Here is a 17,652-nt window from a genome sequence, read left to right as displayed (position 1 = left end):
GTCCAGAATCTAAGGGATGGAGTCCCCCATTGAAGATAAATACGCATGAATTTACAGACAATTTTTCTATACCTTTTGCTTTTTGGATTTGCTTCCTGTCAGCAAACAACACAATCTAATCCTCAGACCATTCCTACAAAAGACAGTGTGGTCAATAACCAAAGTCAGCAGGCGACTGAAAGTCCCCAAGTAGTGAAACCTTTGCTCGATACCTCCACCTATACTAATCCACGATTCAATAAGATGGCTAATCAGCAACGCGAACAGCTGGTCAAATTGGCTGATGAGGACTCTTTGAAAAGTTGCATCTAAAACTGCAAGCAGACCTTGCTGAAGAGCAAAAGAATTATTTCGAGAGTCATGCAAATCTCAATATCTTGGCGCATACAAAAGGAGATATTTTTGAGAATAAAGGGAACGATCTGGCATATATTGTTTATGATAAAGAAAAACATCAAATTGAAATCCTTCTTTTTGATCAGAAGAATAAACGCTTTAAAACATTATATCGGGACGTACAAGTATCCAATTTGCTACATCAATCCGATTGTTACTATGCCAATGGAACAGTAGATTATAGTATTGGCGCAGAATTGATTTATCAAGAGGATTATATCCGTTCAAGTCAATCAAATTATTTGATTGATGAAAATGCATTTTCGATCAACAATATTTCAACCAATCATATCTTTGACCTCAAACGAGGATGCTTAAGCAGGGATTTCCCGACAAATGCTATGGCAAATACGCTGTGCATACCGACGAGCTCGGTATATGCCAATTATCAATGCTTGAAATACAATAAAACCAAAGCAGTTTTTGAAATTTACTTTAGCCAAGAATTTGCTGACTAGGCCAACCTAACCATTAAAAATGAAAAGAAATTACCTACTTGCCGCAATTTGTCTATGCGGTAAATTATATGCCCAAACGACTGACAGCATCAACAATAGACTTGAACAGGTCGAAATTAAAGCTTATTTTAATAAACAACCCTTACTACGACTTACATCATCCGCTGCCGTATTAAGTCAGCAGCGGATTCAATCTCAGCAATCGCCAGCGCTTGTGGCTGTCATGAATACGGTACCTGGACTACGCATGGAAGAACGCTCTCCCGGAAGCTATCGTTTAGCATTACGGGGTAGCATGCTCCGTTCTCCGTTCGGTGTCCGTAACGTAAAGATCTATCTGGATGACTTTCCGCTCACAGATGCTGGAGGAAACACTTACCTCAATCTGATTGATCCTTACGCAATAGACCAGATCAATATTTTGAAAGGACCCGATGGTTCTATTTATGGTGCCAACTCTGGCGGTGTAATTTCACTCTACAGCAAGGGTTTTAATACCCTGACCAAACCAGAAGTCAACTTACAGCTAACCGGAGGTTCATATGGCTTATTTCAGCAGCAGCTCAATGCGGTGCTTCCAATCAATCAGACACAGCAATTGGCGATCAATCAAAGCTGGACACGCAGCGACGGTTATCGGCAACATTCATCCTTGAACAAGAAAACCATCCAGTTGAACTACAATTGGCAATATGCAAAACATTCTGAACTCAAATTCACGGGATTCTATACCGACTTGGGATATCAAACTCCCGGAGGTCTTACTACAGCACAACTGGAGAGCGATCGCCGGCAATCTCGTCCCAAAGGTGGCCCGAATCCAAGTGCTGCGGAACAAAAAGCGGCAATCTATGATAAAACATTTTTTGGCGGTGTAAGCAACCAAACGAGTATCAATTCTAAATTAACCTTGTTTGCCAATGTATTCGGTTCGTCCAACCAGATCAAAAACCCATTTATCACCAATTATGAAAAAGAGATGAAAAAAACTTAGGGACACGGTTGTATTTATCCTATGTTGATCGGTTCAGCAAAAACTTAACGTATGAACTACAATTTGGTTTAGAGGCTCAAAAAGGTTGGTACGATATAGACAATTATGATAATAATCAAGGGCAGGCTGGCAATCCACAAGCCAAAGATAAGCTGGAAAATAGTCAACAGTCATTCTTTGCGCGCACTCAGCTAGCTTGGTTGGAACGTCTTCAAGTCGAACTGTCCATTGGGCTCAATGAAAATAAAATCGCTTACCAACAGCGCTATCCAATTGCACAAGAGGATAAGGCACATATCAATTTTGGCAATACCTGGATGCCGCGAGCCGCCGTCTCCTATATGGCAACGCCAACATTAGCAGTCCGGGCTTCTATTTCAAAAGGTTTTTCAGCTCCGACAATTGCGGAAGTGCGCTCATCTGACAATATGATCAATAAGGACCTAAGGCCTGAGACTGGAACCAACCATGAATTCGGTGTTCGATGGCACTTGTGGAACCGCCGTGTTATATTAGATGCAGCAGCATACACGTATCAAATGGATGATGCCATTATTCGGCAAGTACGCGAATCTGGAGCAGAATATTTTCAGAATGCAGGAAAAATAGATCAAAAAGGAATTGAAGCTTCAATACTCGCCTATTTGTTAACACCAACGTCTGCCGGACTGATCCGTAGTTTACAGGTCGGAAGCAATTTTTCATTAAATAACTATTCTTTCAAAAACTATCAAGTTGGGGATAAAGATTACAGTGGCAATAAATTAACCGCTGTCCCAAAAACAGTTTGGGTAAACACTTTAAATATTCTTTTCCCTATCAACTTCGCTTGGATCTACTTTCCAATTTAACCGCTGCCATACCATTGATGACGCCAATACCGTTTATGCAAAACGTTACCATCTTTTACAAGGCAAAATATCCTGGAGCAAATCTGTAGGCCATGGACATAAAGTCAGTATTTTTGCTGGTGCCGACAATCTGCTGAACCAAAAATATAGCCTTGGTAATGACATCAACGCTTTCGGTGGTCGGTATTTCAACCCAGCCCCATTGCGAAATTATTATGGCGGCATGAATTTTAATTTTTAATATACTCCGTATGGATTTCCATCAACATACATTGACAACAATAGATTTCGGTACAGTAAGCCGTTACTCTTATTTTCCCTGGATGGATACCGCCTTGGCAAATATCCAAATCAATGTCCTGGAGATGGAATTCAATCAAGCTACCTTTCAGGTGATCGAAAGCTATACGAATTTTCAGGTGATGGTTATTTACAAATCACCTGTAACTTCGCTTTTCTGCAATTGTGATCAAACAGGCTTTTGTACCCACCAGAAAGCAACGTTAACGAAACTATTCGGACAAGAAAACTGGTTATCTTTTTTGACCTCAACCGTTATCGAAATCTACTAAAAAGGCCGCTGTTCAGTATGGTTTAGAAAATGAGCCAGCGCTGGAAACCTATTTTTCGGCACAGGTTAAAGATGCTGATCTGCAATTCGTCTTAAAAGACAAACACCTGACCTCCATAGATGATTTTGATCTACTGGAGCCGAATGCAAGCCCCTCTAAACCTTCAAGTGAACAGCAGCATAGTTTTATCGTACTAACGCGCAATCGCTATTATAAGCAATTACAGGTATTGTTATGCCAAGCGCCACAGTCGAAATCGGGGGCACCGAAAAATCCCATTTCGGTTATGGAAAGTCAAACACGTATCTGGCAAACTGATTCCATTGAAGAAACCCAGTTTTTTGCAGCAATCAACCAGCTTGCTCAACCTTTACAACAAGCGGATGTCGCTGTTGAACGCAGTTTGCGTGCTATTGCAAAAATCCGCTGACCCTGGATTTCTACCTCCACGATCACGAAAAAGCAGAAAATATAACAGCTACTTCGTTATCTCCAATTCAGATCAGTCTGAATAAGGGAGAGATTAAATTGTTAGTCGAGCAAAATGACGCATTCTATAGTATAAAAGGGGAATTATCCATTTACGGTATCACTTACGATCTACAGGATCTGCATATTCTTTTTGACCACTTTATCCTGATAAAAAGCACCTCTACCTTGTCGAAAATAAACTTCACCTCAAGCTGATTCGACTTTTTGGAAACAAAGGCAATCAATTGCGTATACACCGCAACAAGTTTAAAGAGTTTAATGAGCTATTTCTAGAACCCCTTGCCAATTCAGTCGCCTTAAATTTCAAGGATATTCCCAAGGCGAGCAAACCCCAATTGAAGGAAAATCTCTACTATCAGGATATGCAAGCACTCCTTTTCCTGGAAGAATCGGAAGACTTTGTCAACATGATACCTGTCATGCGTTATGGCGATGTTGAAGTTCCTATTTTGAGTAAAAGGAACATTTTTGGAACTGATGCAAAAGGAGCCCAATTTTTGGTGGAACGAAAAAAGAGGCAGAAACCAAAGTGATCTCACTACTGCTCAAGCAGCATCCCTATTTTCAGGAGCAATTAGATGATGATAGTTTTCAGCATCTCTATTTGCACCGCAAATATTTTCTGGATAAAGACTGGTTTTTGAATGCCTTCGATGAATGGCACAATCAGGGTATCCAGATTATAGGGTTCAATACGTTAAAGGGGAATAAACTAAGCCGTTTCAAAGGCAAGATACAAATTGAGGTATTAAGTGGCCAAAATTGGTTTAATGCCAATATGTTAGTCAAATTTGGCCCTAAAAGTGTTTCACTGAAGAAGCTTGAAAAAGCTGTTCGCAATCGTTCTCAATTTATCAATCTAGATGATGGTACGCTTGGTATTTTACCCGAGGAATGGCTGGAAAAATTTGAAGCCTATTTTAATGCCGCTGAAATCATCGAGGATGAACTTATTCAGATTCCCAAATATAAGTTTAGCGAAATCGATCTGCTCTTTGACAAAAAAGAGCTCGATCAGGAAGTATCAGCCGAGGTTAACTATTTAAAAATCAACTTTCCGCTTTAGCAACATACCCACCAGTACAATTACCCGATATTTTTGTTGGAGATTTACGCAGCTATCAGCAACAAGGGCTGCAATGGCTCAACTTTTTGGACCAGTTAAATTTCGGAGCCTGTCTAGCTGATGATATGGGATTGGGGAAAACGGTCCAAATCCTAGCCTTTCTGGCAACCCAAAAGCAAAGGGTATATCCGCTCCAACACTCTTGGTTCTTCCGACCACACTGATTTTTAATTGGAAGCATGAAATTCAGCAATTCCTGCCATCTTTTAACACGCTGATCCTCGAAGGACCAAACCGAAGCGATATAACAGACCGTTTTGAAGAGCTGGATATCGTGCTTATTTCTTACCATAATCTACTGACCGATATCAATAGATTAAAGAAGCTGACATTCAATTACGTCATACTCGATGAATCTCAGCATATAAAAATCCAGATTCACAACGGTACAAAGCAGTAAATCTATTGCGGTCGAGAAACCGTATTATTCTTACAGGAACGCCTATTGAGAATAACACCATGGATTTATTTGCACAGCTCTCGTTTACTGTTCCGGGTTTATTGGGGAATAAGAAATATTTTAAAGACGTCTATACGACACCAATTGATGCTTTTCACGATCGTAAAAGAAAAAGGATGTTGAAGGAAAAAATCAAGCCATTTATCCTGCGGAGAACAAAGCAGGATGTATTGGATGATCTTCCCGCAAAAAATGAATTGGTGCTCTATTGTGAAATGAAAACTGCGCAACGTCGGATTTACGATCTCTATGAAAAGGAGTTCCGTGAATTTATCTCTGCTAAAGATGGGGATGAAATCAAAAAAGTCCCATGCATGTTCTTAAAGGTCTGACCAAATTGCGTCAGATCTGCAATTCCAGTAAATTGTTACAAAGCGAAGACCTGACATCTGCAGATGATTCGGCTAAGATCGAAATGCTGGTGGAACAAATCCAACACAAAAAGATCAGCATAAAATCATCGTGTTCTCGCAATTTGTCAGCATGTTGCGACTGATTAAGGAAGCATTGGATAAGAATGGAATAGCGTCGCTTACACTGACCGGTCAGTCCAGAAACCGGGGCAGCTGGTCAGCGATTTCCAAACGGATCAAAATATCCGTGTTTTTCTCATTAGTCTCAAAGCTGGCGGGACGGGTCTTAATCTCACAGCAGCAGATGTTGTCTATCTGGTCGATCCATGGTGGAATCCAGCCGTTGAACAACAGGCGATCGACCGTAGCTATCGTATTGGCCAACGAAAGAATGTCACCGCCGTTCGTCTGATCAGTCCGAATACGGTTGAGGATAAAATTCAGGTGCTACAACAGCATAAAAAAGAAATCAGCAGCACGATTCTTGAAGATGGTGGAAGTTTAAATGCTTTCTACCTCGACAAAGAATACCTATTGAATATATTGCGGTAAAAATAATTGATTATACGTAAAAGGGGCATCCATGGATGCCCCTTTACGTATAATGTTTTCTTAAATACTATTTTTTATCGGAAATATAGGTTTTATTACCATTTCCATTGATGTAATATTTACCTCCTTTTGGACCTAGATAAACTGTATGGCCGTTGTATTTTTCGCTGGTTGCCTTGTCGGCTGTTGCTGCGGCATCTTTTTAACAGCAGACACCTGTTTTTGCGCTTTAGTAACGTCTTTCTTTACAGCTTTCTCTTTGGTTTCTACTTGAGCAGTTTTTGTCTCAGCTGCTTTCGTAGCTTCCTTCTTTACGGCTTTCTCTTTGGTTTCCACCTGAGCAGCTTTGGTTTCAGTAGCTTTTTTTGCTTGAGTAGATTTCTCTTTGGCTACTGCATCTTTCTTTTCCATCGCTTTAGTGGGGCAGCTTTCGTTTCGGTCCCGGAGGCCTTGGTCTTTACCTCTTTTACTTTTTGTTCTGTTTTTTTGCTTCTTTCTCCATTTTTTTAGGAGCAGTTTGCGCATAGGATTGTCCCAATCCAAATGTTGCGATCAGAGCTAATGCAGCTGTGATTTTTTTGAAACGATTTATTGATTTCATAACCCAATTGTTATTTAAATAATTATAGGTAAAAGTACAATACAAATGCCAAAATTTCTTTACAATATTTTTTTAACAAAGTTTTAACTTCACCACATAATCACCTGATGATCTGCTTTCTATATTTCGAATCAATTATATATTTTACCCCTTTTGCATCCACAAAAACTTGCTTTCCATCATAGCGCTCGTCAAGCTGTTTATCCAAGGCTACACGATATAATGTACTTGAACGGGAAGAGGAGTATTTTATCCCCGCTTTAGGCTTGCTATCTTCCACAACGGGAATCGAAACCTCTGCGGTCGGACGATCTACTTTATCTATAGTTTGTTTCTTTACGACTGAATTTTTGGCTTTATCATTGACGTCTAAGTCCAATGCAACCACATTAGCCTGAATATTTAAAGGGAAAAAAGGATCTATCCAACGATTCGCAAAATGAAAATTCCCCTCCCAGCTACTGAAGGAAGTAAGCTGTTGACCGTTTACCCTGCCTGCCAACACGAAAATTGGCACTAGAAATAAACACCGTCTAAAGAATATTAATTCAACTCCAAACATATCTTTTTAACTTATCCCTCAATCACTTCCAAATAAAATGCCATGTACCCATTCCAGCGAGATCTTTAACATTTTTTTAACTATCACAGACATAGGTGATACCGAATGCCATACACTTTACAATTGGTATCCGCGAGTACGGATAATGATCATATTTTGCCGCTAATGACACACATTCGGGCCGACCAAACTCGTTTTCAATAAAAAAAAGCAACAAAAGGCTCCCACAGGTTCCACTAGTGTGTCTTAGCTGATATAGATCTCGGTAATATATTTAAACACGATACGTTGAGAAATTGCATACTTTTCAAACAATAAGCGGAGGTCATCGTATAAGCTTTTATTTTCATCCCCTTCTTTAGGAAAATAAGAAGATGATCTTACCCTTCCCAGAAACGATTTTAGATCGAAAATCTGTTGGTTAGGTAAAGAGACCTTTGTCATTGGTCTATCCGCAAAAAAACTCCGAAGGTCGTCATCGCATATATTTTTATGACTGACAGATTGGTAATTAGGAATATGATTACGTAAAAACTGTTCATATTCCTGTTGGAAAGCATCCGCTGGATCACGTTGATTCCAAACCAAGACGATATGACCATTTTTGGTAAGAATACGATTGAATTCGTTGTAACAGGCTGTCCGATCAAACCAATGAAAAGACTGTCCCGCAAAAATTAAATCCACACAACTGGATTCTATGGACGTATCCTCAGCCGTGGCATTTAATGCAATTAAATTCCGGTAGGTTTTAAAATGGTGTACCAATGATTCCCGCATCTCCCGATTGGGCTCAACGGCAAAGACGTCATTTCCATTTTCTAAAAACAGCTGCGTCGATAAACCTGTACCACTACCGATATCTGCAACTAGCCATTTCTTATCCAAACCTATCTTTTCTTTAAGAATCTGAATAATTTCCTTTGGATAATTGGGTCTAAATTTTTCATAATCCACGACCCTGCCTGTAAATCGCTCAATACTATTTTTGCTCATGTTAGATTGTCCTATACCTAATTAATTATATCTTCATCTCTGAAGCTATAATATCCATTGTCTGTAAAGATCAGGTGATCATTTACTGTAATATCCATAATTTTTGATGCCTCGACAATTTTTTGCGTCAGAATCCTGTCAGCATGACTAGGCTGCAAAGTCCCAGAAGGATGGTTGTGAATCAGCACAATAGAATGTGCTTTTATTGCAAGGGCATTTCTTAGGATGATTCGAACATCGACCGGTGTAAAATCATTTCCACCACGACCAATGAGCTGTTGATCCAGTAATTTGCATCCAGTATTCAGATATAGTGTCCAAAACTCCTCATGGGGCAAATCTTGTAGAATAGGTTTCATAAAATCATACACGCGCTTGCTGCTATTTAAGATCTTCTTTTCTTCTACAGGAGCCTCCTTCTTACGTCGCGCCAGTTCTAAGGCTGCAATAATCGAGATGGCTTTGGCCTCACCAATACCTTTGTATTGACTCAATTCATAGACTTCCATCTTCGAGACTGTGTCTAAGCTATTGTTGGCATCGGCCAATATACGTCGGCATAGTTCCACTGCACTTTCGTCCATTGAGCCAGACCCAATCAAAATTGCCAATAATTCTGCATCGGAAAGGGCCCTCCGTCCTAAATTTAATAATTTTTCGCGGGGTCGATCCGCCTCAGACCATTCCCTGATAACTAATTTGTGCAGATTTGACATTGTTTTAACTTTAATTGGCTAGCTCACATAAATATATAAAATATTTCGCATTATTTTTCAGGTCATTGATCCGTAGATAGATCAATTAAAAAAAAAAAATGGAGATTACGAATTACTTCACATTTCACTCTGAAACATTATCTTTGTATTTCATAAAAATTTTTGAACATGAGTAAAGCGATTATTAAAACAGAAAAAGGCGACATGACTGTGGATTTCTACACAGCTGATGCTCCAAATACAGTGGCAAATTTTATTAAACTTGCTAAATCAGGTTATTATGATGGTTTGGCTTTTCACCGTGTTATCCCTGATTTTGTTATTCAAGGTGGTTGCCCAAATTCACGTGAAGGCGCTGCAGGCATCCCTGGAACAGGTGGTCCCGGCTATAAAATCGATTGTGAATTAACTGGAGAAAATCAATACCATGACAGAGGTGTATTGTCAATGGCACATGCTGGTCGCAATACAGGTGGTTCTCAATTTTTCATTTGCCACAGCCGCAACAATACAGCTCACTTAGACCGTAATCATACTTGTTTCGGAAAAGTAATTGAGAATGTTGATCTGGTAGATGATATCAGACAAGGAGACCGTATTTTATCAATCGAAGTAATCGAAGATTAATTCTTTGAGATTTAAAAAAATTAAAATGAATTTAAGAGCATTAGTATCTGTAACTGGTAAACCAGGATTGTTCAAGTTGGTTGGACAAAATAAAGGTGGTTTTATTTTAGAAACCCTTGATCAAGCGAAAATCAAGTCTATAGTAAGTTTATCTTCGACAAAAATGGCGACATTGGAAGATATTACCATTTATGGTGAAGAAGAAGAAATCCGTCTTTTGGATATTTTCGAAACCATTAAAGAAAAAGGTCTGACATTACCGGACACGAAATCGGATGGTGCTACATTGAGAGATTTCTTCCGTGAAGTCGCTCCTGGCCATGATGAATCCCGTGTATATACATCAGACATCAAGAAAGTGATTACTTGGTACAATATTATCAAGGAATTCCCTTTATTTGAAGAAGAAGCACCAGCTCCTTTGGTATAATGGGCTAGCAAATAAATAGAAAAGGAGTTGATATGATCAACTCCTTTTCTATTTATTCAAGTTTTGTTATTATACTTCATTTCATAAACCTCATTTCATAAAAAAAGCCCCAGATTTTCTCCGAGGCTCTTATTATCAAATATTATTTTTTACGGGCTACTTATTCCCAATTTAAGACTAGTGTCCTTTCGGCTCCACGTCAACACGCTTGATATCTGCTCCTAATTTACGTAGACGCTCCTCGATATCTTGATATCCACGTTCGATCTGTTCGATATTATGGATCACAGATTTTCCTTTCGCCGATAATGCTGCGATCAATAAGGATACTCCTGCACGAATATCTGGAGATGTCATTTCGATACCTTTCAAAGAATGCGATTTATTCAAACCAATTACTGTCGCACGGTGTGGATCACATAAAATAATCTGTGCCCCCATATCGATCAATTTATCGACAAAGAACAATCTGCTTTCGAACATCTTTTGGTGAATCAATACGTTGCCTTTCGCTTGCGTTGCTACCACTAGAATGATACTCAATAGATCCGGCGTAAACCCTGGCCATGGTGCATCCGAGATTGTCAAGATAGAACCATCTATAAAAGTATCAATTTCGTAAGAATCCTGTGCTGGAATAAAGATATCATCTCCGCGCAATTCAAACTGGATACCCAAACGGGAGAATACCGATGGAATCACACCCAATTCCTGGAAACAAACATCTTTAATGGTAATTTCTGATCCGGTCATTGCTGCTAAGCCAATAAAGGAGCCGATTTCGATCATATCAGGCAACATGCGATGTGATGTTCCACCAAGACGTTCTACTCCTTCAATGGTCAATAAATTGGATCCAATACCTGATATCTTAGCCCCATGCGATTCAACATCTTACAAAGTTGTTGCAAATAGGGCTCACATGCAGCGTTGTAAATAGTTGTTACTCCTTTGGCTAATACAGCAGCCATAACGATATTTGCCGTACCAGTCACAGAAGCTTCATCCAATAAGATATAATTACCTTTTAACTCTGTTGCATCCACATTAAAGAAATGTGTGGCAGCATCGTAAACGAATTTAGCACCTAGCTTTTCGAAACCTAGAAAGTGAGTATCCAAACGTCTACGTCCAATTTTATCGCCTCCCGGTTTAGGGATAGCAGCCTTTCCAAATCTAGCCAACAGTGGCCCAACAATCATAATGGAACCGCGTAAGCCACCACCTTTTTCTTTAAATTCAGGTGATTGGAAATAATCTATATTAATATCTTTCGCTTCAAAAACGTAAGTGTCTTTATCTATACGATCAATTTTAACACCCAATGCAGCCAACAAATCAATTAACTTATTGACATCCTTAATATCGGGAATATTACTGATGGTCATGGGTTCCTCAGTCAGTAAAACTGCTGACAGAATCTGTAACGCTTCATTTTTTGCTCCCTGAGGAATAATCTCTCCCTTTAACGGTTTTCCACCGATTATTTCAAATGCATTCATTTATATAACTGATATCTTCTTATTACAACAAAACCCGACTCATAATTTAGCTTATGTCACTAAATGACACTTCGGGATTCTTAAAATCGACAAATTGTATTGAAAAAATTTTGTGGAGCTGTCCAATCAAGAATCCTAAGCCGTCAAGGGTCTTATTGATCGATCACCTAAACCCGGACTGACAGACAAATCCATACTATAAATAAAGAAGGCAATTGTAAAGAAATCTATGAATCACTTCGCAATTGCCTGCTTCTTAAATCAAAAACTTAAAGAACTAGCCTCTTTTATTATTGTAATTATTTTGAGGTTTTCTATTTCTATTGTTGTTATTATTGTTATTGCTATTGTTGTTGCTGCCAAAGTTGTTACGCTTCATATTGTTATTGTTATTTGACATACGAGGCTTGCCACTACCACCCCCGCCTTTCGACTGATAACCTGAAGAACTATTATTGTTGCTATGGCTATTATTGTTTCCACTAGAGTTGTTCGTTGTAGGACCTTTGATACGATTTCCTGGAGGCGGGGTTTTAAAATCAAGTTTAGTCAATACCGTACCTTCAGGTAAAGTTAATTGATATCCTGACAATTCTTTCAGATCCTGAATAATCAATTCGTCAGATACTGAATCCTTGTTCCAGGTAACGTATGCCATTTTCATAAAATTAGCGATACCGATAACCATCTGCTCGCGCTTAGGTTCATCAGTTACCTTCAGCGCTTTATCGATCATTTTCTCCACTGTAAATCCATAGTGTTTGAATTTAATCGAATGTTGCGGATAGCCTAAATGTTCAACTTCATGTTTAACACTTTTTGCTGTCGCAATAGGATATGGCGAGTCGATATCAAGCTTAAAATCAGAGATAATCTGTAAGTGATCCCAAAGTTTATGCTTAAAATCTGAAACGTCTCTTAAATGTGGATTTAACACCCCATCATGTCAATCACGATTTGGGCATGTTTATTTCTTTCTTCCTTTGTGGGTAAACTACAGATGTAATCTACCATATTTTGCACATTGCGGCCATATTCTGCAAGGATCAATTTTGGCCTAGTGCTGTTGTAGTCAAAGTTCATATAGCTAATATAAGTACCTAATTAAACGGTTAAGATCTCGTTTTGGTATTTTATTATTGAATTATTCTAAGTTTTGCAAATTTAAGCAACAATTGTTTCTGTCCCAACTCTTTAAAGAAAATAGTTGCTTTTATATCTCCTTTGTTTCCTTCGAGATTGACAACTTTACCAAATCCAAAGCGTTCATGTTCAACTTCCATGCCGACCTGAAGATTTGATGTGTCAGAAGGAGCAAAACCCGCAGTAGGTTTGTGGGCTTTGGGCAGTATAGACGTTGTTTTAACCATTGCTTTAGGCTTAGGTTTAGAAAACGTATCATCACTGTCCTTTTGTTGCCATGCAATTCGTTCGCCTTGAAAACTGCCGGCTGAGGCGGAAGTTTGTCGTGGTTTAAAATCCAGTGCAAGACAAGCAGGATTCAATTCATCCAAAAACGACTGGGTTCGCAATTATTCAACGTTCCCCAACGATATCGCGAAGTAGCATACGAAAGTAGTAATTTTTTTCAGCTCTCGTAACAGCAACGTAAAAAAGTCTTCGTTCTTCTTCTAATTCAGTCCTGGAATTCAATGACAACTGAGACGGAAACAAGTTTTCTTCTAGACCTACGATAAAAACAACGGGAAATTCAAGTCCTTTAGAAGAGTGTATCGTCATCAAAGAAACTGTATCCGCATTGGGGTCTTTATCGTTGTCATCATTGGTCAATAACGCGATATCCTGCATATAGACATCCAGACCGCGGTCTTCAATATCTTCCCGTTCAGAAAACTCTTTGATACCATTGAGTAGTTCCTGAATATTTTCATAACGCGCCAACCCTTCTACCGACTTATCCTCGTAAAGTTCTTTCAAGATACCACAGTGCTGTGCAATATGCATGGCGGTATCAAACGCATTATTATTTTTAGCCAAAGCCTGAAAACTTTGTACCATCTGCGCGAAACCACCAACAGAGGTCGCACTACGACCATCCAGGAAATGTGCCGCATTCGCAACAACATCCCAAATACGATATTGATTTTGATCGGCAGCAATCATGATCTTTTCTATGGTTGTATCCCCGATTCCCCGACGTGGATAATTGATCACACGTTTCAATGCTTCCTCATCATTGGGATTGAAGGTGAGACGGAAATAAGCGATCAGATCTTTAATCTCTTTCCGTTGATAGAAGGATGTACCACCATAGATCTTATAAGGTATATTGATCTTGCGCAGCGCCTCCTCCATCGCACGTGATTGGGCATTGGTACGATAGAGAATCGCAAAATCTTTGTAATTGAGTCCCTTTAAGGATTTTTCCTCAATAATCTGGTCTGCAACGATCTTTCCTTCTTCATTATCGGAAAAAGCACGTGAAACCTTGATTTTTTCCTCCTCTTCGTTATCCGAAAAAACATTCTTTTCCAGCTGATTCTGATTATTGGCGATCACTGAGTTTGCGGCATTGACAATCATTTTGGTGGACCGATAATTCTGCTCCAATTTGAAAATCTTCACGTCTGGATAATCTTTCTGGAAATTCAATATATTCTGGATATTCGCTCCCCGAAAAGCATATATTGACTGCGCATCATCCCCAACAACACAGATATTTTCATTGACTGCGGCCAGTCGTTTTACAATTAGATACTGGGAAAAGTTTGTATCCTGATACTCATCGACCATCAGGTAACGGAATTGATGTTGGTATTTGTGTAATACCTCTGGATGCTTATTCAATAAAACATTTGTCTTGAACAGGAGATCATCGAAATCCATGGCACCCGCGCGATAACAGCGTTGTGCATAGGTCATGTAAATCTGTCCCAATTGTCCACGTCCATTTGAAATATCTTCGGCTAATATGGCTTCATTTTTATTGTATTCCTGAGGGGATATCAAATTATTCTTGGCTTGTGATATCCGGCCATAAACATGGTTGACATTGTATAATTTATCATCCAGGTTCATCTCCTTTAGGATGGCACGCAACAAACTTTTGGTATCGTCTGTATCGTAGATGGTAAAATTTCTAGGGTATCCTATTAGTTCAGCTTCAACGCGAAGTATTTTTGCGAATACGGAGTGGAATGTTCCCATCCAAATGTTTTTCGCTTCGCTTCCGACGACTGAAACAATACGCGCACGCATTTCCTTGGCTGCTTTGTTCGTAAATGTCAATACCAATATATTGAATGGATCAACGCCTTTTTGAATCAAGTGTGCAACACGATAGGTAATTACCCGTGTCTTTCCTGAACCGGCTCCTGCAACAATCATCACAGGGCCTTCTGTTTGCTCTACGGCTCCTCGTTGTGAAGGGTTTAAACCCGCTAAATAATCCAAATTAACTCCTTAAATTTTAAAACCTGAGAATAGGGTATAAAAGTACAAATTTCCTATCGATCACTAGGGCAATCATGCCAATATTTTTGCACAAAAAAATCCGACAATTTAAAACCGTCGGATTTTTATAGTATCACTTGTGTTTAACCTCTGCTATTATAGTTTGGTGACTCTTTCGTAATAGAGATATTATGCGGATGAGACTCTCTCAATCCGGCACCTGTAATTCGAACGAATTGTGCATCTTGCAGTTTTTCGATCGTTGCAGCACCACAATAACCCATTGAAGCACGTAACCCACCGATATATTGATATACAACTTCAGCCAATGTACCTTTATAAGGAACACGGCCCACAATACCTTCAGGGACTAGTTTTTTGATATCATCTTCCACATCTTGGAAATAACGGTCTTTAGATCCTTTTTCCATTGCTTCGATAGATCCCATACCACGGTACGATTTAAATTTACGTCCTTCGTACATGATAGTCTCTCCGGGAGCTTCTTCCACGCCGGCAAATAAAGATCCAGCCATAATTGTGCTTGCTCCAGCAGCGATAGCTTTTGCAATATCACCTGTTTGTTTGATACCACCGTCAGCGATCAAAGGCACTCCTGTTCCTTTAAGTGCTTTAGCGACTTCATACACCGCATACAATTGAGGAACACCGACCCCTGCAATAATACGTGTTGTACAGATTGAACCTGGTCCGATACCTACTTTTACGGCATCTGCACCAGCTTCAGCCAATGCTGTTGCGGCTGCGCCTGTTGCAATATTCCCTACGATCACCTGCAGTTCTGGAAACTTGGATTTCACCAATTTCAATTTATCAATAACACCTTTGGAGTGTCCATGTGCCGTATCGATCGTTACCACATCCACACCAGCTTTTACCAAAGCCTCAACCCTATCCAATGTATCTGGAGTAACACCTACTGCAGCACCTACTAATAAACGGCCATGGCTATCTTTAGCTGCATTCGGATAATGCTTATATTTTTGGATATCCTTAAAGGTGATCAAACCCTTCAAGATACCTTCGTTGTTGACAACTGGAAGTTTCTCAATTTTTTCGTTCTGAAGAATTTCTTCTGCTTTCACCAAATCCGTTCCTTCGGGAGCAACGACAAGATTATCTTTCGTCATCAACTCATTGATCGGACGAGTCATATCTTTTGAAAGCGAAGGTCACGATTGGTTACGATCCCCACTAATTGACCTTTTTCATTAACCACTGGAATTCCCCAATCTTATGTTCCTTCATAATATTAAAGGCATCACCAACAGTAGCATTGGCTAATAGTGTTACTGGATCTTGGATCATACCGCTTTCAGAACGCTTTACTTTGCGTACTTCAGCGGCTTGCTCTGCAATAGTCATGTTCTTATGTAACATACCAATACCGCCCGCTTGTGCTATAGCAATTGCTAAATCAGCACCAGTTACCGTATCCATTGCCGCAGAAACCAATGGAATATTTAATTTGATTTTTTTGTCAGCGAGGTACTCGTATCGACGTCACGTGGTAAAATTTCAGAATAAGCTGGAATTAATAAAACGTCATCGTAAGTGAGACCTTCTGCTACGAATTTTTGTGGATCTAATTGCATGGCAAATATGTATTGGGTTTTCTATTTGCCAGGCAAATCTAAGAAAAATAAGCAATATAAAAAAAAAAATAAACAAATTACAATCGCTAGACAAATTAGAACGGTTATGAATTGACACAAAAGATCACCCTAGCTGCTTGCATCCTTTTTTTGGCAAGCTATTTGCTTTTGGTTAGCACGAAAAGTAATTTTAATTAATGAAAATATAAAGTAAAGATAATTATGAAAAAGACCTTACTCTCATTAGCTGCTGTTGCAGCATTAGCATTTGGTGCACAAGAAGCGAAAGCTCAATCACCACAACGTGCCGCTATTGGTGTTGTTTTTGACGGAACTGGTGGTGATCTTTGGGGTGTTCAATACAAGCAATCTTTTGGTGGAACAAACAATGGTCAAGCGCAAGTGATGTTTGATGACAACGTTGTTGCTGTAGGTGCGGATTATCAATATGCTAGACCATTCCGTGGTGTAAACGGATTAGGATGGTATGCAGGTGTTGGTGCGCAATTGACATTTGTTGACGCTGGTGACAACATTACTCTTGTTGGTTTAAGACCACAATTAGGTTTGGAATTTAAAATCCCTGCTGCCCCTATCGGATTTCACGCAGACTGGAAACCAGACTGGAGATTAAATCATGGTAATGATTTCGATGCTTCAACTTTCACTTTCGGTATTAAATATACATTGAGATAGTGTTAAAGAATTATAAAAAGGCCCTGCTCAAGTTTGAGCAGGGCCTTTTTTATAAAATAAATCCATTAAATATTTCTTTTTTTCAGCATTTCTTCTAATTTTATGCCTTTGACCTAAATGGCATAAATAAAGCTTTTCATTCTACAAAAATTTTATACCTTTGCCATTCTTGGTAAAGTGTGATTAAACAAGAACTAATTATCAATTACATAAACAGTATTTAACATTAAAATTAATA

The 17,652-nt window shown here is 39.2% G+C and carries 17 protein-coding genes and 6 pseudogenes; 14 read left to right on the top strand and 9 right to left on the bottom strand.

Going from position 1 to position 17,652, the window contains the following annotated elements:
• The first annotated feature begins 45 nt into the window (after positions 1-45).
• From KUH03_RS28390 to KUH03_RS49270, 11 genes and pseudogenes are all read left to right on the top strand, one after another.
• Entirely contained in the window at positions 46-312 is a 267-nt protein-coding gene (locus KUH03_RS28390; RefSeq protein ID WP_257087784.1) for a hypothetical protein, read from the top strand.
• Positions 303-854, top strand: coding sequence for a hypothetical protein (locus tag KUH03_RS28385; protein ID WP_257087783.1), 552 nt, complete (start codon positions 303-305; stop codon positions 852-854). The genes KUH03_RS28390 and KUH03_RS28385 overlap by 10 nt, the downstream gene beginning before the upstream one ends.
• A 19-nt stretch (positions 855-873) precedes the next feature.
• On the top strand, positions 874-1,848 hold the full coding sequence (locus KUH03_RS28380; protein ID WP_257087782.1) for a TonB-dependent receptor plug domain-containing protein: 975 nt from the start codon (positions 874-876) through the stop codon (positions 1,846-1,848).
• An 8-nt stretch (positions 1,849-1,856) separates the two neighbouring features.
• Positions 1,857-2,699, top strand: coding sequence for a TonB-dependent receptor (locus KUH03_RS28375; protein WP_257087781.1), 843 nt, complete (start codon positions 1,857-1,859; stop codon positions 2,697-2,699).
• 251 nt (positions 2,700-2,950) lie between these two features.
• Positions 2,951-3,271 (top strand): hypothetical protein, encoded by a 321-nt coding sequence (locus tag KUH03_RS28370; RefSeq protein WP_257087780.1) that lies wholly within the window; start codon positions 2,951-2,953, stop codon positions 3,269-3,271.
• Positions 3,272-3,557: 286 nt separating this feature from the next.
• Positions 3,558-3,701: a hypothetical protein gene (locus KUH03_RS28365; protein ID WP_257087779.1), complete on the top strand. Its 144-nt coding sequence runs from the start codon at positions 3,558-3,560 to the stop codon at positions 3,699-3,701.
• A gap of 98 nt (positions 3,702-3,799) precedes the next feature.
• Entirely contained in the window at positions 3,800-3,958 is a 159-nt protein-coding gene (locus tag KUH03_RS28360) for a hypothetical protein (RefSeq protein WP_257087778.1), read from the top strand.
• A gap of 29 nt (positions 3,959-3,987) precedes the next feature.
• A complete protein-coding gene (locus KUH03_RS28355) occupies positions 3,988-4,296 on the top strand; it encodes a hypothetical protein (RefSeq protein ID WP_257087777.1) in 309 nt (102 codons plus the stop codon).
• On the top strand, positions 4,293-4,829 hold the full coding sequence (locus KUH03_RS28350) for an SNF2 helicase associated domain-containing protein (RefSeq protein ID WP_257087776.1): 537 nt from the start codon (positions 4,293-4,295) through the stop codon (positions 4,827-4,829). The genes KUH03_RS28355 and KUH03_RS28350 overlap by 4 nt, the downstream gene beginning before the upstream one ends.
• Positions 4,830-4,915: 86 nt before the next feature.
• Positions 4,916-5,681 (top strand): annotated as a pseudogene (locus KUH03_RS49275) (DEAD/DEAH box helicase).
• 234 nt (positions 5,682-5,915) lie between these two features.
• Positions 5,916-6,023 (top strand): annotated as a pseudogene (locus tag KUH03_RS49270) (hypothetical protein); the annotation flags it as partial.
• A 366-nt stretch (positions 6,024-6,389) separates the two neighbouring features.
• Here the strand turns inward: KUH03_RS49270 and KUH03_RS28330 are convergent.
• The 5 genes from KUH03_RS28330 to radC all read right to left on the bottom strand — a co-directional run bounded on the left by KUH03_RS28330 (position 6,390) and on the right by radC (position 9,129).
• On the bottom strand, positions 6,390-6,665 hold the full coding sequence (locus KUH03_RS28330; RefSeq protein WP_257087773.1) for a hypothetical protein: 276 nt from the start codon (positions 6,663-6,665) through the stop codon (positions 6,390-6,392).
• A gap of 55 nt (positions 6,666-6,720) precedes the next feature.
• Positions 6,721-6,855: a hypothetical protein gene (locus tag KUH03_RS28325; RefSeq protein ID WP_257087772.1), complete on the bottom strand. Its 135-nt coding sequence runs from the start codon at positions 6,853-6,855 to the stop codon at positions 6,721-6,723.
• A gap of 100 nt (positions 6,856-6,955) precedes the next feature.
• Positions 6,956-7,417: a hypothetical protein gene (locus KUH03_RS28320; RefSeq protein ID WP_257087771.1), complete on the bottom strand. Its 462-nt coding sequence runs from the start codon at positions 7,415-7,417 to the stop codon at positions 6,956-6,958.
• A gap of 246 nt (positions 7,418-7,663) precedes the next feature.
• The gene (locus KUH03_RS28315) at positions 7,664-8,413 is read right to left on the bottom strand and encodes a class I SAM-dependent methyltransferase (RefSeq protein ID WP_257087770.1); all 750 of its coding nucleotides are present in this window, start codon (positions 8,411-8,413) and stop codon (positions 7,664-7,666) included.
• Between the two features lie 17 nt (positions 8,414-8,430).
• Complete coding sequence (radC, locus tag KUH03_RS28310) at positions 8,431-9,129, bottom strand: DNA repair protein RadC (protein ID WP_257087769.1); 699 nt, start codon at positions 9,127-9,129, stop codon at positions 8,431-8,433.
• A 168-nt stretch (positions 9,130-9,297) separates the two neighbouring features.
• Between radC and KUH03_RS28305 the strand changes: the two genes are divergently transcribed.
• Together KUH03_RS28305 and KUH03_RS28300 are read left to right on the top strand one after the other, a co-directional pair.
• Entirely contained in the window at positions 9,298-9,756 is a 459-nt protein-coding gene (locus KUH03_RS28305) for a peptidylprolyl isomerase (RefSeq protein ID WP_120261942.1), read from the top strand.
• Between the two features lie 25 nt (positions 9,757-9,781).
• A complete protein-coding gene (locus KUH03_RS28300; protein ID WP_120261943.1) occupies positions 9,782-10,186 on the top strand; it encodes a DUF5606 domain-containing protein in 405 nt (134 codons plus the stop codon).
• Positions 10,187-10,363: 177 nt separating this feature from the next.
• Here KUH03_RS28300 and murA read toward each other — a convergent pair.
• The 4 pseudogenes from murA to guaB all read right to left on the bottom strand — a co-directional run bounded on the left by murA (position 10,364) and on the right by guaB (position 16,718).
• A pseudogene (gene murA, locus KUH03_RS28295) lies at positions 10,364-11,688 on the bottom strand (UDP-N-acetylglucosamine 1-carboxyvinyltransferase).
• Between the two features lie 277 nt (positions 11,689-11,965).
• A pseudogene (locus tag KUH03_RS28290) lies at positions 11,966-12,702 on the bottom strand (DUF4290 domain-containing protein).
• A gap of 122 nt (positions 12,703-12,824) precedes the next feature.
• Positions 12,825-15,102: pseudogene (locus KUH03_RS28285) on the bottom strand (ATP-dependent helicase).
• A gap of 143 nt (positions 15,103-15,245) precedes the next feature.
• A pseudogene (gene guaB / locus KUH03_RS28280) lies at positions 15,246-16,718 on the bottom strand (IMP dehydrogenase).
• Between the two features lie 222 nt (positions 16,719-16,940).
• On the opposite strand from guaB, the gene KUH03_RS28275 reads away from it, so the two are divergent.
• Complete coding sequence (locus KUH03_RS28275) at positions 16,941-17,414, top strand: hypothetical protein (RefSeq protein WP_120261948.1); 474 nt, start codon at positions 16,941-16,943, stop codon at positions 17,412-17,414.
• Positions 17,415-17,652: the final 238 nt, after the last annotated feature.

It is taken from the genome of Sphingobacterium sp. E70 (assembly GCF_019285695.1).
GTDB lineage: Bacteria > Bacteroidota > Bacteroidia > Sphingobacteriales > Sphingobacteriaceae > Sphingobacterium > Sphingobacterium detergens.
Note: the sequence above shows the minus strand (reverse complement) of the source record. Positions and strands in the feature narration are given on the sequence as shown.